The organism is Pseudomonas sp. FW305-96 (assembly GCF_058783825.1).
The window spans coordinates 147,319-168,214 of record NZ_JBYSYW010000005.1; the positions used below are offsets into that span (position 1 = coordinate 147,319).

At 66.7% G+C, this 20,896-nt stretch carries 16 protein-coding genes; 8 read left to right on the top strand and 8 right to left on the bottom strand.

What is annotated here, in order from left to right; translation table 11 throughout:
* Positions 1-74: 74 nt before the first annotated feature.
* The 3 genes from nfuA to AC3WL2_RS05820 all read right to left on the bottom strand — a co-directional run bounded on the left by nfuA (position 75) and on the right by AC3WL2_RS05820 (position 4,215).
* Positions 75-659 (bottom strand): Fe-S biogenesis protein NfuA, encoded by a 585-nt coding sequence (gene nfuA, locus AC3WL2_RS05810; protein WP_023630602.1) that lies wholly within the window; start codon positions 657-659, stop codon positions 75-77.
* 57 nt (positions 660-716) lie between these two features.
* Positions 717-1,751: an acyltransferase family protein gene (locus AC3WL2_RS05815; RefSeq protein WP_102685404.1), complete on the bottom strand. Its 1,035-nt coding sequence runs from the start codon at positions 1,749-1,751 to the stop codon at positions 717-719.
* A gap of 163 nt (positions 1,752-1,914) precedes the next feature.
* Positions 1,915-4,215, bottom strand: a complete 2,301-nt coding sequence (locus AC3WL2_RS05820; protein ID WP_102684609.1) for a fatty acid cis/trans isomerase — start codon at positions 4,213-4,215, stop codon at positions 1,915-1,917.
* A 173-nt stretch (positions 4,216-4,388) separates the two neighbouring features.
* On the opposite strand from AC3WL2_RS05820, the gene metH reads away from it, so the two are divergent.
* The 4 genes from metH (at position 4,389) to AC3WL2_RS05840 (ending at position 11,067) form a co-directional block, all read left to right on the top strand.
* Positions 4,389-8,096, top strand: a complete 3,708-nt coding sequence (gene metH / locus AC3WL2_RS05825; RefSeq protein ID WP_102684610.1) for a methionine synthase — start codon at positions 4,389-4,391, stop codon at positions 8,094-8,096.
* Positions 8,097-8,156: 60 nt separating this feature from the next.
* Entirely contained in the window at positions 8,157-9,269 is a 1,113-nt protein-coding gene (locus AC3WL2_RS05830) for a saccharopine dehydrogenase family protein (protein WP_102684611.1), read from the top strand.
* A gap of 1 nt (position 9,270) precedes the next feature.
* Positions 9,271-9,750 carry a DUF2269 family protein gene (locus AC3WL2_RS05835; RefSeq protein WP_102684612.1) on the top strand — a complete coding sequence of 160 codons (480 nt, stop codon included), beginning with the start codon at positions 9,271-9,273 and terminating at the stop codon, positions 9,748-9,750.
* A gap of 162 nt (positions 9,751-9,912) precedes the next feature.
* Positions 9,913-11,067, top strand: a complete 1,155-nt coding sequence (locus tag AC3WL2_RS05840) for a cysteine desulfurase family protein (protein ID WP_102684643.1) — start codon at positions 9,913-9,915, stop codon at positions 11,065-11,067.
* Between the two features lie 21 nt (positions 11,068-11,088).
* Here AC3WL2_RS05840 and AC3WL2_RS05845 read toward each other — a convergent pair whose 3' ends face one another.
* The gene (locus AC3WL2_RS05845; protein WP_102684613.1) at positions 11,089-13,257 is read right to left on the bottom strand and encodes a TonB-dependent receptor; all 2,169 of its coding nucleotides are present in this window, start codon (positions 13,255-13,257) and stop codon (positions 11,089-11,091) included.
* Positions 13,258-13,515: 258 nt separating this feature from the next.
* Here AC3WL2_RS05845 and AC3WL2_RS05850 point away from each other — a divergent pair, with 258 nt between their 5' ends.
* Positions 13,516-14,370, top strand: coding sequence for a CAP domain-containing protein (locus AC3WL2_RS05850; RefSeq protein ID WP_102684614.1), 855 nt, complete (start codon positions 13,516-13,518; stop codon positions 14,368-14,370).
* A gap of 42 nt (positions 14,371-14,412) precedes the next feature.
* Here AC3WL2_RS05850 and AC3WL2_RS05855 read toward each other — a convergent pair whose 3' ends face one another.
* Positions 14,413-15,414, bottom strand: coding sequence for a GlxA family transcriptional regulator (locus AC3WL2_RS05855; RefSeq protein ID WP_102684615.1), 1,002 nt, complete (start codon positions 15,412-15,414; stop codon positions 14,413-14,415).
* A gap of 98 nt (positions 15,415-15,512) precedes the next feature.
* On the opposite strand from AC3WL2_RS05855, the gene AC3WL2_RS05860 reads away from it, so the two are divergent.
* Positions 15,513-16,124, top strand: a complete 612-nt coding sequence (locus AC3WL2_RS05860) for a LysE family translocator (RefSeq protein WP_102684616.1) — start codon at positions 15,513-15,515, stop codon at positions 16,122-16,124.
* 10 nt (positions 16,125-16,134) lie between these two features.
* On the opposite strand, the gene AC3WL2_RS05865 is transcribed toward AC3WL2_RS05860, so the two are convergent.
* Together AC3WL2_RS05865 and AC3WL2_RS05870 are read right to left on the bottom strand one after the other, a co-directional pair.
* Positions 16,135-17,331, bottom strand: coding sequence for an MFS transporter (locus AC3WL2_RS05865; protein ID WP_102684617.1), 1,197 nt, complete (start codon positions 17,329-17,331; stop codon positions 16,135-16,137).
* Positions 17,332-17,438: 107 nt separating this feature from the next.
* Positions 17,439-18,338, bottom strand: coding sequence for a LysR family transcriptional regulator (locus AC3WL2_RS05870; protein ID WP_102684618.1), 900 nt, complete (start codon positions 18,336-18,338; stop codon positions 17,439-17,441).
* 76 nt (positions 18,339-18,414) lie between these two features.
* Between AC3WL2_RS05870 and AC3WL2_RS05875 the strand changes: the two genes are divergently transcribed.
* On the top strand, positions 18,415-18,744 hold the full coding sequence (locus tag AC3WL2_RS05875) for a cupin domain-containing protein (RefSeq protein WP_102684619.1): 330 nt from the start codon (positions 18,415-18,417) through the stop codon (positions 18,742-18,744).
* On the opposite strand, the gene AC3WL2_RS05880 is transcribed toward AC3WL2_RS05875, so the two are convergent.
* Positions 18,735-20,102: an MATE family efflux transporter gene (locus tag AC3WL2_RS05880; RefSeq protein ID WP_158247490.1), complete on the bottom strand. Its 1,368-nt coding sequence runs from the start codon at positions 20,100-20,102 to the stop codon at positions 18,735-18,737. The genes AC3WL2_RS05875 and AC3WL2_RS05880 overlap by 10 nt on opposite strands.
* Positions 20,103-20,206: 104 nt before the next feature.
* Between AC3WL2_RS05880 and AC3WL2_RS05885 the strand changes: the two genes are divergently transcribed.
* Positions 20,207-20,800, top strand: coding sequence for a TetR/AcrR family transcriptional regulator (locus AC3WL2_RS05885; protein ID WP_102684621.1), 594 nt, complete (start codon positions 20,207-20,209; stop codon positions 20,798-20,800).
* Positions 20,801-20,896 lie beyond the last annotated feature (96 nt).

Consider the following 20,896-nt stretch of genomic DNA (forward strand, 5'->3'; position numbering starts at 1 on the left):
CGCTCCCACGCCTGGATGCAGCTGCTGCCAGGCGTGGGAGCGGGCTTGCCCCGCGATGGCGTCACCACTGGCGATCAGTAGTACGCGTTTTCCTTCTGGCTGTGGTCAGTCACGTCGCGCACGCCCTTGAGCTCGGGAATACGCTCGAGCAGGGTGCGCTCGATGCCCTCCTTCAGCGTCACGTCGGCCTGGCCGCAGCCCTGGCAACCACCGCCGAACTGCAGCACGGCGATGCCGTCGTCGACCACGTCCACCAGGCTCACGGCGCCGCCGTGGCTAGCCAGGCCCGGGTTGATCTCGGTCTGCAGGTAGTAGTTGATGCGCTCGTTGATCGGGCTGTCCTCGTTGACCATCGGCACCTTGGCGTTCGGCGCCTTGATGGTCAGCTGGCCGCCCATGCGGTCGGTGGCGTAGTCGACCAGCGCGTCCTCCAGGAACGGCACGCTGACCGCATCGAGGTAGGCGGTGAAGCTCTTCAGGCCCACCGGCTGGTCGTCGGGCTTCTCCTCGCCCGGCTTGCAGTAGGCAATGCAGGTCTCGGCGTAGGTAGTGCCCGGCTGGGTGATGAAAATACGTATGCCGATGCCAGGCGTGTTCTGCTTGGAGAGCAGATCGGCCAGGTAATCATGGGCGGCGTCGGTAATGGTTATAGCGCTCATGGAAGTTCCTCACAGACTTGCCGGCAGTGTACGCCAACCCGGCCGGGTAACAAAGTCCTAGCATTTGACTCGGGATAGCGCCAATGCCGGTTCCCGCGCCGCACCGGCGGCCATGCAGCCCTTGAGCCGCCAATACAGGCCACGTTCCAGCCATTGGTAGCTGAGCCACGACATTAGTCCGATTGACGGCACGCACAAGGCGAACACCAGGTAAGGGTTCAGGCGCAACCGCTCGCTGATGAACAGGCCGCCGTACAGCACCAGCACATGCACCAGGTACACCGAATACGAACAGTCTCCGAGCGCCTTGAGCACCTGGTTGCCCTTGAAGTACGGCTCCAGGGCAATGAACGCCAGCACCACCAGCGCGCTCGGCAGGCCCCAGTGCAACAGGCGCTGCGATGCGTCGAGGTGATAGAGCGCAAACCCTGCCAGGACGAGCAGCCCCAGCGGCAACCACAGGCCTTCGCGGATCAGCCCGCGGCGATAGAGCACGCCCAGGCCGATGCCCAGCAGGAACTCGTAGACGATGTCGTTGTTGTAGAAGCGGCTGAGCACACCCAGGCGCCCCAGCACTTCGCTTACCAGCAGCAATGCCGCCGTCACCAGCAACAGGTGATGACGCTGGCGCACCAGGAAGGCCAGGCCGAACAGCAGGTAGAAAAACATCTCGAAGTTCAGCGTCCAGCCGACATTGAGCGTCGGATACAACCCGTAGCCACCCGGGTTTTCCGCCGGAATGAACAGCAGCGACAGCAGCAGGTGCTGCCACTCGAACACCTGGTGCGGCATCCAGTGGCTGGCGACCAGCATCAGCACGGCCATCAGCAGGCTGTAGAACCAGTAGGCGGGCACGATGCGCAAGGCACGGTTGAGCAGGAACTGCCCGGGGGCGATGGCCTTGTCGCGGGTTGACAGGTAGATCACCAGGCCACTGATGACGAAGAAGATGTCCACCCCTGCCGCGCCGCGGTCGGCGAGCAATTGGCCGACGGGGCCCGTGGCGTGGAAGTCGAAGAAGATCTGCATGAAGTGGTGGCAGACCACCACCCAGGCGGCGAATGCCCGGAGTGCCTGAAGCGAATACAGCATGAAATATCCTGTGATCGGCGGTGCATTGAGGCCCGGCGAGCCGGCTCCCACAGGGTTCGCGCACTTCTGTGGGAGCCGGCTTGCCGGCGATGGGCTGCAGAGCAGCCCAGGGCCTACCTACCGATTCCGACCGCAGGATGCCGGGAAAGTCCCGGCCAACCGATCAGAGGTTCTCGTAGCGGTTCATGTCCAGCACCCCTGCCTCCACCGGCTGGGTCTGCTTGATGTAGCTGTTCAGGTCATGGAAGTAGTGCCAGAACTCAGGATGGCTGCGGCGCACGCCCCAGCGCATGACGATGCGTTCGAACTTGTCGGTGTCGTCACGCGCCGCCTCCATGTCTTCGACAAACTCCGGCACATCGGCCGTCGGGATATTGAAGATGAAGTTGGGGTAGCTGCTGAGCACGCCCGGATACAGGGTCAGGGTGTCCAGCCCCGGCTGGTAGCGGTAGGCCTCGCCAAGCAGGAACGCCACGTTGCTGTGCGCGCGGTTGCGCAGCAGGCTGTAGACCTGACGCTGGCCGCCCTGCCCTTCGATGCGCAGCATGCTCGCCTCGGGCAGTTGGCCGATCACCTTGAGCCCCGCCGCCGGGCGCGACACCAGGCGGCTCAGCGACTGCTCGGCGTCACGGAACTCCGCGGACAGGCCGGGCCGCGAGCAGTAGGCGCCCTGGCAGCGGTTGATCGGGTCCGGCGCGGCGTTCAGGCTGCCCGTGCGTTGCAGCAGCTTGAGGCCGAAGTCCCGCTTGGGATCGTGCTTGTCCAGTTTCAGCGCGCTCGGAGTGCTGGTGTCGATGTCCTCGTAGTCCATCCACATCTTCACCTTGCCGCTGTTCTGGTACCAGTCGCCGAGGATCTCGCCGCGCTTGCCGGCCGGCATCAGGCGCAGGAAGTTGACCTCGGCGCCGTTGCGGATCAGGTCGAAGTACAGCCGCGTCTGCAACTGGTGCGAGACGTTGCCGAACACGTCGAAGTTCACCGCCAGCTGATAGTAGGTGCGCTCGAACAGCGGGTAGTCGAACAGCCACATGGTCAGCGGCACGTCACCGATCAGGCCCTTGGTCACCGAGGCGCTGTCGAAGTGGCGGAAGATGCTCAGCAACGCGTTGTCGTTGCCCGCCCACAGCGTCGACCAGCTTGGCGCCGGCTGTTCGGCATAGGCTTCACGGCGCAGGGCTTCGTATTCGTTGCGCTTGTCGCGGTAGGCGTGCCACAGGCTCAACACGCTGCCCACGTCGTCGATCTGCCCCGGCATGGCCAGCAGCGGCGTAGCTTCGCCACGGTACTGGGCGTCGGTGATGTACAGGTCGTGGGCCGGCTCCTGGAACAGCGCCCAGAAATTGTCGCGGATCACGTCGGTGGCGATCTGCCCGCGGCACACCGGGCCACGGATGAAGGTACGGACGAAGTACTCGGCGTTGTCCAGCATGAACTGGTAGCGGGCCACCGCCGGGATCGCCTCGAAGGTCTCGAACGGGTTGGACCGGTGCCGCGGCCCATAGCCCGGCAGTGCGCTGGCGTGCCAGTCGCCGCTGTAGAACAGCTGCTTGACCCGCTTGAGCTTCTGCGGCCCCATCGGGTAGGTGATGTGGGTCTTGTGCACGATCACGCCCTGCACCGGGATCAACCGATAGTAGAAATCGGTGCCCGGCGGGTCGTTGGGGCGGCGGGTGGCGATCAGGTCCACCGGCTGGCCACTCGGCGTGCGCGAGCGCACCCACTGGAAGAAATGGCCCTGCTCGCCGCCGACGAAATGGATGTGCGCGAGGAACAGGTGCTCGTACAGCCAACGGCCGACCAGCGCCTCGGTCGAGCCGGGACGATTGAGCAATTCTTCCCAGTCGGCGATCTGCTTCACCTCTGCCGCGCTGGGCTGGATCGGCGTCTTCTCCACTGGCGCGCCAGCGGCCAGCCAGCGCTGCAGGGTCTGGTACTCCTGGTCGGTCAGGCCGGTGACCGCCAGGGGCATGCCCTCCTTGGGATGGGCGCCGGCATAGGCGTCGAATTCATGCGGCAACGGGCACATGTTGTTGCGATTAAGCCCCAGCACGATCTCTTCGGGCAGCTTGGCGTTGGGCGTGAGCGGAGTCTTGTGGCCCAGTTCGAGCATGCGCGCCATCAGCGCCGCCTGGCTGCCCTGCTTGTCCAGCACCGAGTAGAAGCCCTGCTTGCGCCAGCCCGCTTCGTCGCGGGCATCGTAGAACAGCCGCGTGGTGGGTACCGCCTGGCTGCGCTCGCCCTGGTAGACCGGCACCTTCGAGGCGCCGCGCTCGGCGCCCTCGGCGCTGCCCAGGTTGAGCTGGCAGGCAGCATCGTTGCAGGCGTGGCAGGCCACGCACTTCTCGGTGAAGATCGGTTGGATATCCCGGGTGTATGAAATCGTAGGGCTCGATTGGGGGGCCTGCCCGAACGCCGCGCCACTGATGAGCAAGGCGAAGGCGCTGGCAAGTATGCGATGCAGCATGTGCCGAATGTCCTGGTTACTTGAAGCCATCACGATGTGCCTGGCGGGTCCTGAGGTGTTGGGGGCGTCGCGCTAACATGAGGGAAATTCATGCGAATGGGCGATACGCCTAAAATCCGTGCAGCTTTGTTATTATTCGGCACCTTCTGTTATTTGCCCGACCAGGTAGTCCTATGTCCGACCGCAGCGCTCGTTTACAAGCACTCCAGAACGCACTCAAAGAGCGCATCCTGATCCTCGACGGCGGCATGGGTACTATGATCCAGAGTTACCGCCTCGAGGAACACGACTATCGTGGCACGCGCTTTGCCGATTGGCCAAGCGATGTCAAAGGCAACAACGATCTTTTGCTGCTCAGCCGCCCCGATGTAATCGCCGCGATCGAGAAAGCCTACCTGGACGCCGGCGCCGATATTCTCGAGACCAACACCTTCAACGCCACGCAGATTTCCCAGGCCGACTACGGCATGGAGGCACTGGTCTACGAGCTCAACGTCGAAGGCGCGCGCATCGCCCGCCAGGTGGCCGACGCCAAGACCCTGGAGACCCCGGACAAGCCGCGCTTCGTCGCCGGCGTGCTCGGCCCGACCAGCCGCACCTGCTCGATCTCCCCCGACGTCAACGATCCCGGCTACCGCAACGTCACCTTCGACGAACTGGTGGAGAACTACATCGAGGCCACCCGTGGCCTGATCGAGGGCGGCGCCGACCTGATCCTGATCGAGACCATCTTCGACACCCTCAACGCCAAGGCGGCGATCTTCGCCGTGCAGCAGGTGTTCGAGGACGACGGCATCGAACTGCCGATCATGATCTCCGGCACCATCACCGACGCCTCCGGCCGCACCCTGTCGGGCCAGACCACCGAGGCGTTCTGGAACTCGGTACGCCACGCCAACCCGATTTCCGTGGGCCTGAACTGCGCCCTCGGCGCCAAGGACCTGCGCCCGTACCTCGAAGAGCTGTCGACCAAGGCCGGCACCCACGTCTCCGCCCACCCCAACGCCGGCCTGCCCAACGCCTTCGGCGAGTACGACGAGACTCCGGCCGAGATGGCCGCGGTGGTCGAGGAATTCGCCGCCAGCGGTTTCCTCAACATCATCGGCGGCTGCTGCGGCACCACGCCGCCGCACATCCAGGCCATCGCCGAGGCCGTGGCCAAGTACAAGCCTCGGGCGATCCCGGACATCCCCAAGGCCTGCCGCCTGTCGGGCCTCGAGCCGTTCACCATCGATCGCCAGTCGCTGTTCGTCAACGTCGGCGAGCGCACCAACATCACCGGCTCCGCCAAGTTCGCCCGGCTGATCCGCGAGGAAAACTACACCGAGGCACTGGAAGTCGCCCTGCAGCAGGTCGAGGCCGGCGCCCAGGTGATCGACATCAACATGGACGAAGGGATGCTCGACTCCCAGGCCGCCATGGTCCGCTTCCTCAACCTGATCGCCGGCGAGCCGGACATCTCCCGGGTGCCGATCATGATCGACTCCTCCAAGTGGGAGGTGATCGAGGCGGGCCTGAAGTGCATCCAGGGCAAGGGCATCGTCAACTCGATCTCGATGAAGGAAGGCGTCGAGCAGTTCAAGCACCACGCCCGCCTGTGCAAACGCTACGGCGCCGCCGTGGTGGTGATGGCCTTCGACGAGGTCGGCCAGGCCGACACCGCCGCGCGCAAGCGCGAGATCTGCCAGCGCAGCTATGACATCCTGGTCAACGAAGTCGGCTTCCCGCCCGAAGACATCATCTTCGACCCGAACATCTTCGCCGTCGCCACCGGCATCGAGGAGCACAACAACTACGCCGTCGACTTCATCGAGGCCTGCGCCTACATCCGCGACCACCTGCCCTATGCCCTGAGCTCGGGCGGCGTGTCCAACGTGTCGTTCTCGTTCCGTGGCAACAACCCGGTGCGCGAGGCGATCCACTCGGTGTTCCTCTACCACGCGATCAAGAACGGCCTGACCATGGGTATCGTCAACGCCGGCCAGCTGGAGATCTACGACGAGATCCCCGCCGCCCTGCGCGAAAAGGTCGAGGACGTGGTGCTCAACCGCACCCCGCACGGCACCGACGCCCTGCTGGCCATCGCCGATGACTACAAGGGCGGCGGCGCCACCAAGGAAGTCGAGAACGAAGAATGGCGCTCGATGCCGGTCGACAAGCGCCTCGAGCATGCGTTGGTCAAGGGCATCACCGCCTACATCGTCGAAGACACCGAAGAGTGCCGCCAGCAGTCGGCGCGCCCCATCGAGGTCATCGAAGGCCCGCTGATGAGCGGCATGAACGTGGTCGGCGACCTGTTCGGCGCCGGCAAGATGTTCCTGCCCCAGGTGGTGAAGTCCGCCCGCGTGATGAAACAGGCCGTGGCCCACCTGATCCCGTTCATCGAAGCCGAGAAAGGCGACAAGCCCGAGGCCAAGGGCAAGATCCTCATGGCCACGGTCAAGGGCGACGTGCACGACATCGGCAAGAACATCGTCGGCGTGGTGCTCGGTTGCAACGGCTACGACATCGTCGACATGGGCGTCATGGTCCCGGCCGAGAAGATCCTGCAGACCGCCCGCGAGCAGAAGTGCGACATCATCGGCCTGTCCGGGCTGATCACCCCGTCGCTGGACGAGATGGTCCATGTCGCCCGCGAGATGCAGCGCCAGGACTTCCACCTGCCGCTGATGATCGGCGGCGCGACCACCTCCAAGGCGCACACGGCGGTGAAGATCGAACCCAAGTACTCCAACGATGCGGTGATCTACGTCACCGACGCCTCGCGCGCGGTGGGCGTGGCCACGCAACTGCTGTCCAAGGAACTCAAGAGCGGTTTCGTCGAGAAGACCCGCCAGGAGTACGTCGAGGTGCGCGAGCGCACCGCCAACCGCAGCGCCCGCACCGAGCGCCTGAGCTACGCCCAGGCCATCGCCGCCAAGCCGCAGTACGACTGGGCTGCCTACCAGGCCGCGGAGCCCGCCTTCACCGGCGTCAAGGTGCTGGAGAACATCGACCTGCGCACCCTGGCCGAATACATCGACTGGACGCCGTTCTTCATCTCCTGGGACCTGGCCGGCAAGTTCCCGCGCATCCTCACCGACGAAGTGGTCGGCGAGGCCGCCACGGCGCTGTACAAGGACGCCCGCGAGATGCTCGACAAGCTGATCGATGAGCAACTGATCAGCGCCCGCGCGGTGTTCGGCTTCTGGCCGGCCAACCAGGTGGCCGATGACGATATCGAGGTGTACGGCGACGCCGGCGAGACCCTGGCCACCCTGCACCACCTGCGCCAGCAGACCATCAAGCCCGATGGCAAGCCGAACTGGTCGCTGGCCGACTTCGTCGCGCCCAAGGCCAGTGGCGTGACCGACTATGTCGGCGGCTTCATCACCACCGCCGGCATCGGCGCCGAGGAAGTGGCCAAGGCCTATCAGGACAAGGGCGACGACTACAGCTCGATCATGGTCAAGGCCCTGGCCGACCGCCTGGCCGAGGCCTGCGCCGAGTGGCTGCACGAACAGGTGCGCAAGGAGCACTGGGGCTATGCCAAGGACGAGCACCTGGACAACGAGGCGCTGATCAAGGAGCAGTACAGCGGCATCCGCCCGGCGCCTGGCTACCCGGCGTGCCCGGACCACACCGAGAAGGAAACCCTGTTCCGCCTGCTCGACGGCACCGCGATCGGCGAGACCGGCCCCAGCGGCGTGTTCCTCACCGAGCACTTCGCCATGTTCCCGGCGGCGGCGGTCAGCGGCTGGTACTTCGCCCACCCGCAGGCGCAGTACTTCGCCGTGGGCAAGGTCGACAAGGACCAGATCGAGCAGTACAGCGCGCGCAAGGGCCAGGACATTGCCGTGAGCGAGCGCTGGCTGGCGCCGAACCTCGGCTACGACGCCTGACCCCACCGGGGCTGCCTTGCAGCCCCGCGTTTCCCGCGAAACATGCACAAGGACCCCAGCATGTCTCCCCGAATCCTGGTGATCGGCGCCTACGGCAACTTCGGCCGTATCATCTGCCGCCACCTGAACCAGATACCCGCCGTGCAACTGGTGATCGCCGGCCGCAATGCCGACAGCCTCTCGCATCTGGCGGCACAGTTGAACGGCAGCGAAAGCTGGTGCGGCGACGCCATGGCCCCAGGCTTCGCCCAAGCCCTACGCGACCTGCGCATCGACTGGGTGATCCACACCGGCGGCCCCTTCCAGGGCCAGCCCTACCGCGTGGCCGAAGCCTGCATCGAAGCCGGCAGCCACTATTGCGACCTGTCCGACTGCCGGCTGTTCGTCAATGGTATCGCCCAACTGAACGAACGTGCCCGCCGGGCCCAGGTCACCCTGCTCAGTGGCTGCAGTTCGGTGCCGAGCCTGTCGTCGGCGATTCTCGACGAGCAGCGCCATCACTTCAGCCGTATCGACCGCATCGAGCACGGCATTTCGTCCTCGGCGAAGATGCCCGGCCTGTCCACCATCGAAGGCGTGCTGGCCTATGCCGGCAGGCCGATCCGCCAGTGGCGCGATGGCCGCCCGTGCAGCGTCGACGGTTGGCTCGGCCTGCAGCTGCGCCATCTGCCGGGCCTGGGCTGGCGCCTGCTGCACAACGTCGACGTGCCGGACATGGACATCTTCGCCGAACGCTATGGCGCCCTTGACCTGGCATTCAAGGCCGGCTCCGGGCTGATGCTCGGTGGCCTGGCCAACGCGACACTGGCGCGGCTGGTCAAGCTGGGCCTGGTGCGCGACCCGCTGCCCTGGGCGCGACGCCTGCATCGGCTGGGCAGCCGTTTCGAACGCTGGGGCGATGGCAAGAGCGCGATGTACCTGGATGTCCGTGGGCTGGACCCGCAAGGGCAGCCACTGCGCCTGCAGGCCCAGGTCAGCGCCAGCGACGACAAGGGCCCGGAGATTCCCAGCTGCGCGGCGGTGGCGCTGATGGCCAGGGTCGTCGCAGGCTACCAGCCTGAACCGGGCGCCCGCCCCTGCGTCGGCGAGATCAGCGTCGAACAGTACCTGGCGGCCATCGACGAGCCGGACAAGGTGCGCTACAGCGTCGGCTTGCAGCACAGGCGCGCCTGAGATGAGCTACCTGCTGCTCAAATACCTGCATATCGTCGCCGCCGTGTTTCTCTTCGGCTTTGGCATGGGCTCTTACCTGTACCTGATCGCCGCCAATCGCAGCGGCGATCCGCGGGTGATCGCCGCTGTGGCGCGGATGGTGGTGCGCTTCGACGCCTGGATCACCACGCCGGCGGGCGTGCTGCAACTGCTGACCGGCTACGCCATGGTCAGCATGGGCGGCATGCCGTGGTCCGCCGACTGGCTACGCGCCGCGCTGCTGATCTTCTTCGCGGTCGGCGCCTTGTGGCTGCCGGTGTTGCTGTTGCAAAAACGCCTGCACACCCTTGCCGTCCAGGCGGTCGACAGCGGCGCGGCCCTGGGCCAGGCCTACCAGCGGCTGTATCGCCCATGGCTGTGGATGGGGGTAGTAGGGTTTGCCGGGATGTTCCTGATCGTGCTGGTGATGGTTACCAAACAGGCGCCATGGCAGTGGCTTTGATACGCGAAGAAAATATTTCTACATCCAAGCAAATAGCGAGTAGAAGTTTTTCCTGAAAGCCCCACAAGCTGGAAAAATTGGAAAACATTCATATCACCATTTCCCTAGCATGAGTCCATGGATGCCGACAGGCGGCGTCCACGCACGGACCCGCCCTTGATCATGCCCAGCACCCCGCTCTACTTCGATTACGCCGCCACCACGCCGGTCGATGACCAGGTCATCGCCGCCATGCTCACCTGCCTGGGCCGTGAGTCGAACTTCGGCAATCCCGCCTCCAGCGGCCATTCCCACGGCCAGGCGGCCCGCGAGGCCGTCGAACACGCCCGTCGCCAGGTGGCCGAGCAGGTCGGCGCGCAGCCCGCTGACCTGGTCTGGACCTCCGGCGCCACCGAATCGAACAACCTCGCGCTCAAGGGCATCGCCCAGGGCTGCGCGCAGCCGGGGCATGTGATCACCAGCCAGCTTGAGCACAAGGCCATCCTAGACACCGCCGCCGAACTGGAGCGCCTGGGCTGGGCGGTGACCCGCCTGGCCCCGGATGCCCGAGGGTTGATCCAGCCCCAAGCGGTCCAGGCCGCGCTGCGCCCGGACACCCGCCTGGTATCGCTGATGGCGGTGAACAACGAACTGGGCACGGTGACCGACTTTGCCGCTATCGGGGCAATCGTCCGCGAACACGGTGCGCTTTTGCACGTGGACGCGGCGCAGGCAGTGGGCAAGGTTCGGATCGACCTGGCGCAGCAGGCGGTCGACCTGATGTCGTTCTCGGCACACAAGGTCTATGGTCCCAAGGGCATCGGTGCCCTCTACGTCGGCCCTCGCGCCCGCCCGGCGATGCGTGCGCAGATGCACGGCGGCGGCCATGAGCGCGGCCTGCGCTCTGGCACCCTGGCCACCCACCAGATCGTCGGCATGGGCAGCGCCTTCGCCCTGGCCGGCCAGCCCGGCGCGGCGGAGTACCAGCGCCTGGAGCAACTCGCCCGACGCTTGCGCGACGGCCTGCTGGCAATGCCCGGGGTCACGCTCAACGGCTGTGCGGTGCAGCGCATTCCCCACACCCTCAACCTGTGCATCGACGCCAAGGGCTTCAACAGCCTGGCCCTGGCGGGCGAGCTGGCACTGTCGAGCACTTCGGCGTGCAACTCGGCGAGCAATGCGGCGTCCCACGTGCTCCTGGCCCTCGGCCTCGACGAGCGCCAGGCGCGCAACAGCGTGCGCCTGAGCGTCGGGCGCTACACCAGCGAAGCGGACGTGGACACGGCGCTGGCGGTGTTTGGCCGGGTGATCGGCGCGGCGGCAGTAGCGCTCTGGTAAGGCACGCCGCCGGCACAGGCTTCAAAAATCCAGGGTCCCCGAGAACTTCACCAATCTCGGGTCGCCCTGGGTCAAATACCCCCCATTGGCCGACGCCCAGTAGTTCTTGTCCGTCAGGTTCTCCACGTTGACCCGCAAGGTCACGGCCTTTTCCTGCACCTTGAAGCGATAGCGCGCGCCAACGTCGAAACGGTTCCAGGTCGGCAGGCTCAGGGTGTTGGCCGGGTTGGCGTACTGCCCGCCGGTGCGCAGCATGCGCGCATTGAGCGCCACGCCTTCCAGCCCCGGCACATCCCAATCGACACTGGCATTGAGCTGGAAGGTCGGCACGCCTACCGCGCGGTTGCCATCGGCCGTGCCGCCCTGGGTGTTTTTCAGCTCGGTGTCCATGCGCGTGCCACCGGCCGTCAACCGCAGCCCCGGCAGCGGCTCGCCGAACACACTGAGCTCAAGCCCCTTGTTGACCTGCTCGCCATCCTGGACGAACACATTGCCGTCGACGAAGCCATCGGTGGGCCGCTCGATGCGAAACACCGCCAGGTTGGCGCCGAAGGTCTGGTAATCGAGCTTGACCCCCGCCTCCACCTGCTTGGTCTTGGCCGGCGGGAACACCTCGCCGACATTGATCACCTGCCCTGATGCCGTGGCGCCCTGGGCCAGGCCCTCGATACGGTTGGCATACAGCGAGACCGATGGGTTGAGCTTGTAGACGATGCCGTACACCGGCGTGGTGACCGCCTCGTCATAGAAGGCGTTGCGTCCCAGGTCCGGGCCCGGCCCGTCGTAGGCGTAGCCCTCCACCCGCAATTGCTGGCGCCGCACGCCCACGGTGAGCAGCAGGGTGTCATCGAACAGGCCCACGGTGTCGGACAGCGCGATGCTGCGGTTGCGGGTCTTGCCGGTCACGCCGGGGTCGTCCAGCTTGCCGCCGACGAAAGTCGGCGTAGTTGGTTTTGGCAACGGGTCGGTGCGGTAGATATTGGTGGCCTGCGAGTTGTAGAAAACGAAGGCGTTCTCCTGCTGGGTCCAGATGCTCGCCGCGCCGATATTCAGCTGATGGCTGAGCGGCCCTGTCTGGAAGCGGCCATTGATGCCGCCCATGAAGGTGGTGTTGTCCTCGTTGTGGGGGATCTTCGAGCCGCCGATGGTGGCATCGCCGCTGGCCGCGTCGGTGAGGATCGGCGTGCCGTAGAAGCCGTTCTCGTGAGTGTGCTTGACGCCCCCCGCCAGGTAGCCGCTCCAGTTGTCGTTGAAGTCGTAGTCGCCGCGGAGCATGCCGAAGGTGTCCTCGGTCTCGGTCCAGGCCCAGTCCTGGCCGTAGTTGTGGTCGGCGTCCGGCGCATGGGGGATATCGGTCAGGCCGGCGCCCAGGCGCACTGAGTTGCGCATATGGTTGACCCGCTGCTTCTGGTAGCCGAAATCGCCCGACACCCGGAAGTTGTCGCCACGGTAGTCGAGCCCGGCGACGAACAGCTTGCTGCGCTGGTCCTGGTCGTCGACCGCCGTCTCTCCCTCGCGCTGCGAGAGGTTCAGGCGCACGCCGAAGCGATTGTCCGCGCCGAAGCGCTGGCCAATGTCCAGGTGCTCGCCGATGCGCCCGTCACTGCTGATGTCCTGGGTGTAGCGGCGTGTCGGCGTATCACCGGCGCGCTTGGGTTGCAGGTTGACGTTGCCGCCCAGGCCGGTGCCGGTCGGGCTGGCGCCGTTGAGAAAGGCATTGGGCCCCTTGAACACCTCGACCCGCTCCACCGCATCGGTGGAAATCATCTGCCGCGGCAACACGCCGTACAGGCCGTTGAACGCCACGTCGTCGCCATTGAGCGGCAGGCCACGGATGACGAAGACCTGGGACTGGTTGCCAAAACCGAACGACTGGCGCACCGAGGGGTCGTTGAGCAGCACGTCGCCGATGTCCTCGGCCTGCTGCTCCTCGATCAGCTGCGCGGTGTAGCTGGTCATGGTGAACGGCACGTCCATCATGTCCTGGTTGCCCAGCACGCCCATCTGTCCGCCACGGGCCACCTGGCCGCCGGCATAGGGTTCGGGCAGTTCGCCGGCAGGCGCCTTGAGCGCCTCGGCGTTGACGGCGGTGGCATCCAGCTCGATGGCGCCCTCTGCGCCATGGGCGCTGACGGCAACGGAACAGCACAGCGCAAGGAGGGTCGATTGATACGGGCAGGCACGTGTCATGGAGGGCTCCCCGGAAGGGTCAGGGCCGTCCTGGCGGATAAGAAACTTGAAGTGACTGAGTAGTGTTTCTAGCCGATAGTGCGAATTATTACCAAATAACCGCACTTTTTTGCCGACCAGCGGTCTACCCCCTCTTTTGCCGACTGCAAACGATTGCAAGGCTTGGTTTTCATACCGCACAGGGCCGGGCCAAAAGCCTTGCGCTTGTGTAGGATGGGCAGCGCAGATCCAGACGCTGCCAGTTACAGGGAGATCCACATGCGCGTCCCATCCGTTGCCTGCCTCGGCCTGACGCTGGGCCTGCTTGCCGCCCCCGGCAGCCAGGCGTATGCCGGCGAAGAAGCGCAACTGATCGATACGATCAACGTCTACCGCAGTCAGGCCCAGCGCTGCGGCGGCGAGGCTTCGCTGGAGCTGCCGCCGCTCAACAGCGACACCCGCCTGGCGCTGTCGCCGGAGGGCACCCGCGACCTGCAGCAGGCCATGACCCGCGCCGCCTACCCGATGGTCAACGTGCAGGCCATCAGCCTGTCCGGCCCACGGGATGCCAAGGCGGCGATGAAAGCCATCGAGGAGAGCTTCTGCCAGGTGGTGCTCGACCCGCAGTTCGTCGATATCGGTGTCAGCCAGGAGGGTCGCGACTGGCGCATCGTCCTGGCCCGCCCGCTGCTCAGCGGGCGCCTGGGCGACTGGCAGGCCGAAGGGCAGAAGCTGTTGCAGGAAGTCAACGCCGCGCGCAACCTGCCGCGCCAGTGCGGCGGCCAGCCCTACCCCGCCGCCCCGGCGCTGGCCTGGAGCGCGACCCTGGCCGGCGTCGCCGCCAACCACACCCGGGCCATGGCCAACCAGAACTTCTTCGACCATATCGACCGCGATGGCCGCACGCCGGGCGACCGCGCGGAACTGGCCGGTTACCTGTATCGGCAGATCGGCGAGAACATCGCCGCCGGGCGCGATACCGCGCGCAAGGTGGTCGATGGCTGGCTGGCCAGCCCTGGGCACTGCGCCACGCTGATGAACGCGGACTTCCGCGAACTGGGGGCGGCGTATGCGGTGGACCCGAAGAGCGACGCGGGGATCTACTGGACGGGGTTGTTCGGTACGCCGCAGTAACCCCACATCGCGGGGCAAGCCCGCTCCCCGCACGCCGCGGCGTCAGACGCTGGCAGCAGGCTTGCCCCGCGATGAGTCCGGCTCGGACCTGCGCAGCGCCAGCGCCGTACAACCGAAGCGCCGCCGCACCCACTTGCCCAGGTAACTGGCATCGCCCATGCCCACTTCATCGGCGATCTGCGCCAGGCTGTGGCTGGAGTTGAGCAACCGCCAGCGCGCCTGCTGCAGGCGCAGCTCCTGCCACCAGGCCTTGGCGCTCATGCCATGGCAGGCCTGGAACTGGCGGTCGAGCTGGCGCCGGCTGATCCCCAGCTCCGCCGCCAGCGCCTCCACCGGCAGCCGCGCCGCCAGGTGATGGCGCATCAGCGCCGTGGCCCGTTGCACCTGGCGCCCCTCCCCGGCGCCGGCCTCCAGCGAGCGCAAGGCGTGGCGGCTGTCGCGGCTTTCATCCACCAGCATGTCGGCCAGGCCCTTGAGCGCTCGGGCGCGGCCGCTGGCGCGGGCGATCAGCTCCACCGCCAGGTCGATGGCCGCCGTGCCGCCGGCGCAGGTGATACGGCTGCCGTCGAAGCAGTACAACTGACCGGTCAGCAACCGCACACGGGGAAACGCCACGCGGAACTCGGCCTCATGACGCCAGTGCACCACCACCTGATGACCGTCCAGCAGGCTACAGGCCGCCAGCAGGAAGGCCGCGTTGTCGACGCAGACCAGCCTCACCCCCGCCTTGGCCGCCTGTTTCAGCAAGGCCCGGTAGCGTGGCGCCAATGCCGCCGTGGCGCTGGCATTGCGCCCGCCGAACAGCACCAGATGGTCGTAGGCGCTCCAGTCGACCTGCGCGGACGTCGCCTCCACCTGCACCATGGCCCCACTGCTGGACGGCACAGGCGCCAGGTCCAGGCCGATCACGGTCCAGCGGCAGTAGCGCTGGCGGCTGTAGTCCTCGTCGTCGGCGGAAAAGCGCAGCTTGTCGAGAAAGGCGCCAAAGGGCAGCAAGGCGAATTCCGGCAGTGGCAGGATCAGCAGGCGCAGGTCGGGTGTCATGGCAGCGTCCGAAAATGACCTTCATTTGTCCGAATACTACCCTGTATTCCCACAACCCTGCCCTACACTGGCGCCCTCACCACCGACAAGGCACACCCATGGCACTCGACACCTGGCTCATCTACCTGCTCGCCAGCATCGGCCTGTCCCTTACTCCAGGCCCCAACAGCCTGCTGGCCCTGACCCATGGCGCGCTGTACGGCGCCCGGCGCACGCTGTTCACCATCTGCGGCGGGCTGTTCGGTTTCAGCGCCCTGATCGCCCTGACCATGTTCGGCCTGAGCGCCCTGCTGCAGGCCTCGGCCTCGGTGCTGACGGTGCTCAAGTGGGTGGGCGGGGCCTACCTGGTCTGGCTGGGGATCCAGCTGTGGCGCACCCCGGCGCTGCATCTCGAGTTGCCCCGCGGCAGTACCGCGCTGAGCAATGCCGGGCTGTTCCGCCAGGGCTGCCTGTCGGCGCTGGCCAACCCCAAGGTGCTGTTGTTCTATGGCGCGTTCCTGCCGCAATTCATCGACCCGCAGCGCGGCCTGCTGCTGCAGTTCGTGGTGATGGCGGCGACCTTCGCCAGTGTCGAGTGCCTGGTGGAGTACCTGCTGGCGCGCCTGGCATTTCGCATCCGGCCATGGCTGGCCAAGGGTGGCCGGGGGTTCAACCGCGCCTGTGGCGGCCTGTTTGCGCTGATCGGCGTGGCCCTGCCGCTGGGACGATAAACACCCGGGATCAGCGCCGGGAAACGATCAGGAACGCCACCAGCGCCACCGCCGGCAATCCCGCCCCCAACAGCGCCACCCCGTGCCAGCCGAACTGCGCATACACCCCGCTGGCCAGCGCCGAGCCCACAGCGCCGCCGAGGAAGATGCTGGTCATGTACAGCGCATTCAAGCGGCCACGGCTGGCCGGATCCAGCGCGTACACCTCGCGCTGGCCGATGACCAGGTTCATCTGCACGGCAAAATCCAGCAGCACCCCGGTCAGCCCCAGGCCGATCACGCTCATGCCCGCTGTACTCAGGCCGCCGAGCAACGCCAGCGGCGCCAGGCTCATCGCCAGCAACGAAGCGCGCCGTCCATGCCCGGCATCGGCCAACCGCCCGGCCAACGGCGCCGCCACCGCGCCCACCGCCCCGACCAGGGCGAACAGCGCGATCTGGCTCTGCGACAGGCCATGTTCAGCGGCCAGCGCCAGCGGCACCGCCGTCCAGTACAGGCTGAACGCCGCGAACATCAGCGCCTGGTACAACGCCCGCTGGCGCAACGCCGGATAACGGCGCAACAGCACCAGCAAAGAGGCCATCAACCCGGCATAGCTGGCCTTGTGCTCCGGCACCCGGCGCGGCAGGGTCGACGCCAGCAGCAGGATGATCGCCAGCATCAACCCCGCGGCACCGACGAACACCGCACGCCAGCCGAAATGATCCGCCACCAGGCTTGCCAGTGGACGCGCCAGGAGGATCCCCAGCAGCAACCCACCCATGATGTTGCCGACCACCCTGCCACGCTCGCGCTCCGGCGCCAGATGCGCCGCCAGCGGTATCAGCATCTGCACCGCCACCGAACTGAAGCCGATCAGCAGTGCGTACAGCAGGAACACCTCGCCCTGCCCATGGCCGCTGGTGCCGGCCAGCAACAGGCTGCCGGCGGCCAGCACCGCCGTGGCGACCATCAGCCGGCGATTCTCCAAAAGGTCGGCCAGCGGCACCAGGAACAACAGGCCCAGGGCGTAGCCGATCTGGGTCAGGGACACAATCAGGCCGGCCCGCTCGGTGGACAGGCCAACGTCCGGGGCAATCAGGCCAACGATGGGTTGGGCGTAGTAGATGTTGGCGACGATGGCGCCGCAGCAGAAGGCCAGTAACGTCACCAGGGCCCGGCTCAGGCCTGGGACCGCTGGCTGGACAACGGCGAGGGAGGGATTCATTCGAGGGTGCCTCGGCTTGCGAAAGGATGTGCGCGAAGGGTGACGGACATTCGCCCTGGCGAGAATCCATCGCCCGCGCAACAGGCCTTTGCGCGGCACGCAACGCCTCAGTCCGCCAGCAGCCCCTCACAGAAGGCAACGAACGCCATCACCCGTCGCGAACCCCGGTGATTGGGCAGGTACAAGGCGTTGATGCTGGCGCTGGCATTGCCCGGACTCACCGTCCAGTCGGCGAACAGCCGTTGCAGGCGCCCGGCCTCGACATCCTCGCGCACCAGCCAGTCGGCCAGCAACGCCACCCCGCTGCCAGCGATCGCCGCCTCGCGCAGCAGGTCGGCATTGGCGCTGCGCAGCGGGCCGCTGATATCCAGTTCCAGGCATTGCTCGCCCTGGGTCAGACGCCAGGGCCGCGCCGACTGGCCGTAACGAAAACGCAGGCAGGCGTGATCGGCCAGTTGTCGCGGTTCGCCGAGCGGCGGGTGCTGACGCAGGTACGCGGGGCTTGCCACCAGCCAACGCTCGAAGCGGCCCAGCGGCCGGCACACCAGTTCATCGCCGGGCGCCGGTTCGCCCAGGCGGATGGCCAAGTCGTAGCGCCCGTCGAGCAGGTCGTCGAAACGGTCGCTGAGGTCGATGTCCAGCTCCAGGGCCGGGTGACGGGCGAGAAACGCCCCCAGGTGCGGGGCAATCACCCGCCGGCCGAACTCCACCGGCAGACACAGGCGCAGCACCCCCACCGGCTCCTCGCCACGGTCGGCGACGCTGGCGTCGGCTTCGGCCAGCGCCTCGAGGATCTCGCGGGCGCGCTGGTAGTAGCTGATGCCGGCCTCGGTCAGGCTGACCTGGCGGGTGGAGCGGTTGAGCAGGCTGGCCCCGAGCGCCTGTTCGAGGGCATCGACCTGGCGGGTCACCGAAGACGTCGCCACCCCCAGCCTGCGCGCGGCGGCGGAAAAACCCCCGGTCTCGGCGGTGGCCATGAACACCTTGATCGCCAGCAGCTTGTCCATCGTGGTTTTCCGTGGGGCAAAAGCCGAAACCTTCCTACAATTGCCCCTCTGCAATCAACCTCCCGCGAGCCGTCCCATGCCAGACAACCTGTTCACCGCCCTGCCACCGCTGGCCCCCGAGGCCGATGAGCAATTCACCGAACTGCTGCGGCGGCCGGGCTTGCGCATCGAACGCATCGCCTCCAGCGGCCAGGCCAGCCCTGAGGGGTTCTGGTACGACCAGGCCGAGGGCGAATGGGTGGTCGTGCTCAGCGGCAGCGCCGGGCTGCGCCTGGAGCACGAGACGCACACCCGCGTGCTGCGCGCAGGCGACCACCTGGACATCCCGCCCCGCTGCCGCCACCGCGTGGAGTGGACCGAGCCCGGCGTGGCCACGGTGTGGCTGGCGGTTTTCTATCAGGGCTGAACCAGCGCCGCGGTGAGCGGCCTTGCCTGCAGCCGATAGAAACGCCACGGCAGCAGCACCGCCGACACCGCCAGGCCACAGGCGAAGCCCACCCACACACCCACCGGGCCCAGCGCGGAATGGAAGGCCAGCCAGTAGCTCATCGGCAGCGCCAGCAACCAGTAGCTGACCAAGGTCACCCCCACCGGCCAGCGGTAGTCCTGCAGGCCACGCAAGGCGCCCAGCGCGGTGGATTGCAGGCCGTCGGCCACCTGCATCGCCGCGACCACCACGAACATCGGCACGGCGATGGCGATGACCTGCGGGTCGTCGCTCATGGCCTCGGCGATGCGCCGCCCGAACAGCGCCAGCAGCACGGTGGCCACCAGCATCCAGGCGGTGACGCTGGCGAAAGTGGCGCTGCCGATGGCGCGGATGCGCGCCGTCTCGCCGCGGCCCTGGGCCTGGCTGATGCGAATGCTCACCGCCGCAGCCATGCCCAGCGGCAGCATGTACAGCAGCGCGCCGATCGACTGCACCACCTGGTTGGCGGCCAGTGCGGCATTGCCCAGCCAGCCGAGCATCCACGCCGCGATCACCACCGCGCCGGCCTCGGCCAGGTAGCCCAGCCCCAGTGGCCAGCCCTCGCCAAGCAGCGTGCGCCAGGACAAGTGCGGCCCCTGTGGCGCCTGGCGATAGCGCGCCAACGACGGCGCCATCCGCCAATAGGCCAGGGCCAGCACCACCGCCAGCGACTCGGCGATCACCCCGGCGATGCCCGCACCCAGCAACCCCAGCGCCGGCAAGCCGAAATGCCCATGGATCAGGCCATAGCTCAGCGGCAGGTTGAACAGCACCGCGCTCATCACCAGCAGTACGGCCACCCAAGGCCGGCCGATGGCCTCCAGCACGTCCTTGAACACCACTGCCAGGCAGTACGGAATCAGGAACACCGCCATGGCCTGCCAGTACGGCGTCAGCAGGGCCACGTCCGGCAGCGGCACGCCCAGCCATTGCACCAGCGGCAACGTGGCCAGCATGGCCAGGCAACCGAGGATGCCAACCAGCAACCCATAGCCGAGGCCGCCACGCAGCGTGCGCGCCACTTCGCCCGGATCATCGGCGCCGAAGGCGTGGCCGACGCGCACGCTGAGGGTGGCGAGCATGCCGTACAGCCCGGCATGGAAAATCAGCCCGGCACTGCTGGTCAGCGCGACACAGGCCAGCACCAGCGTGCCCAACGAAGCCAGCAGCACGGTGTCGGTCAGGCTGATCAGCTCGGCCGCCGACAGGCCCAGCACCAGCGGCAGCGCCAGGCGCAGCAGGCCCGGCAGCTCGCCCAGCCAGGCAGTGGGTTTACGCGAAACGAGGGCAGACACGGTGACAATCTCCAATTGACATACGCCGCGTATGCTAATGCCATTTATTGACATACGCAACGTATGCTAATTTGCGCGCATCGCCTTTTGTCATCGGAGCCTCAATGCCCACCCCTCGTCGCAGCCGCGCCGCCATGAGCGCGGACACCACCGAACGGCTGATCGCCGTTGCCCGCCGCCAGTTCGCCGAAAAAGGCTTTGCCGCCGTGGTGATGGACGAGCTGTGCGCTGAAGCCGACCTCACCCGAGGCGCCCTGCACCACCACTTCGGCGGCAAGGCCGGGCTGTTCACCGCCGTGGTCCAGCACCTGCTCGACGAGATCAACCAAGCCATCGATGCCCGCTACGCCACCCACGTCGACCCGTGGGAGGGCTATATCGACACCTGCCTGTACTACTACGACCTGCTGCATGAACCAGCGCTGCGGCGCATCCTGTTGCAGGATGCCCCCGGCGTGCTCGGCCCGCGCCTGCGCGAGATGGAAGAGGCCAGCTACATCGGTCCCATGGCTCAGGGCCTGGTCGAGTTGCAGCAGACCGGCAGGCTGCGCGCGTTCGATGCCGTGGCCATGGCCCACCTGCTCAACGGCGCCATGGGCGACAGCGGTATCTGGGTGATTGCCCAGGACGATCCGCAGGCGGCCGCCGAACGCGTGAAAGGGGCGTTGCGCTGCGTGCTGGAGGGGTTGCAGGCCTGACGCCATTGGCATGTTGCAGCGCAGGGGCTCCAGCAGGTCTGCACGCCCCTGCGACAATCGGTCCCGATTTAAAATGTACTAACTTGTTAATTAGCT

Excerpts from the sequence above, each read along its gene's own strand:
- metH (WP_102684610.1), top strand. The coding sequence starts at position 4,389 with ATGTCCGACCGCAGCGCTCGTTTACAAGCACTCCAGAACGCACTCAAA.
- AC3WL2_RS05830 (WP_102684611.1), top strand. The coding sequence starts at position 8,157 with ATGTCTCCCCGAATCCTGGTGATCGGCGCCTACGGCAACTTCGGCCGT.
- AC3WL2_RS05875 (WP_102684619.1), top strand. The coding sequence starts at position 18,415 with ATGCCAGACAACCTGTTCACCGCCCTGCCACCGCTGGCCCCCGAGGCC.
- AC3WL2_RS05840 (WP_102684643.1), top strand. The coding sequence starts at position 9,913 with ATGCCCAGCACCCCGCTCTACTTCGATTACGCCGCCACCACGCCGGTC.
- AC3WL2_RS05850 (WP_102684614.1), top strand. The coding sequence starts at position 13,516 with ATGCGCGTCCCATCCGTTGCCTGCCTCGGCCTGACGCTGGGCCTGCTT.
- AC3WL2_RS05885 (WP_102684621.1), top strand. The coding sequence starts at position 20,207 with ATGCCCACCCCTCGTCGCAGCCGCGCCGCCATGAGCGCGGACACCACC.
- nfuA (WP_023630602.1), bottom strand. The coding sequence starts at position 659 with ATGAGCGCTATAACCATTACCGACGCCGCCCATGATTACCTGGCCGAT.
- AC3WL2_RS05860 (WP_102684616.1), top strand. The coding sequence starts at position 15,513 with ATGGCACTCGACACCTGGCTCATCTACCTGCTCGCCAGCATCGGCCTG.
- AC3WL2_RS05820 (WP_102684609.1), bottom strand. The coding sequence starts at position 4,215 with ATGCTGCATCGCATACTTGCCAGCGCCTTCGCCTTGCTCATCAGTGGC.
- AC3WL2_RS05865 (WP_102684617.1), bottom strand. The coding sequence starts at position 17,331 with ATGAATCCCTCCCTCGCCGTTGTCCAGCCAGCGGTCCCAGGCCTGAGC.
- AC3WL2_RS05845 (WP_102684613.1), bottom strand. The coding sequence starts at position 13,257 with ATGACACGTGCCTGCCCGTATCAATCGACCCTCCTTGCGCTGTGCTGT.
- AC3WL2_RS05855 (WP_102684615.1), bottom strand. The coding sequence starts at position 15,414 with ATGACACCCGACCTGCGCCTGCTGATCCTGCCACTGCCGGAATTCGCC.
- AC3WL2_RS05815 (WP_102685404.1), bottom strand. The coding sequence starts at position 1,751 with ATGCTGTATTCGCTTCAGGCACTCCGGGCATTCGCCGCCTGGGTGGTG.
- AC3WL2_RS05870 (WP_102684618.1), bottom strand. The coding sequence starts at position 18,338 with ATGGACAAGCTGCTGGCGATCAAGGTGTTCATGGCCACCGCCGAGACC.
- AC3WL2_RS05835 (WP_102684612.1), top strand. The coding sequence starts at position 9,271 with ATGAGCTACCTGCTGCTCAAATACCTGCATATCGTCGCCGCCGTGTTT.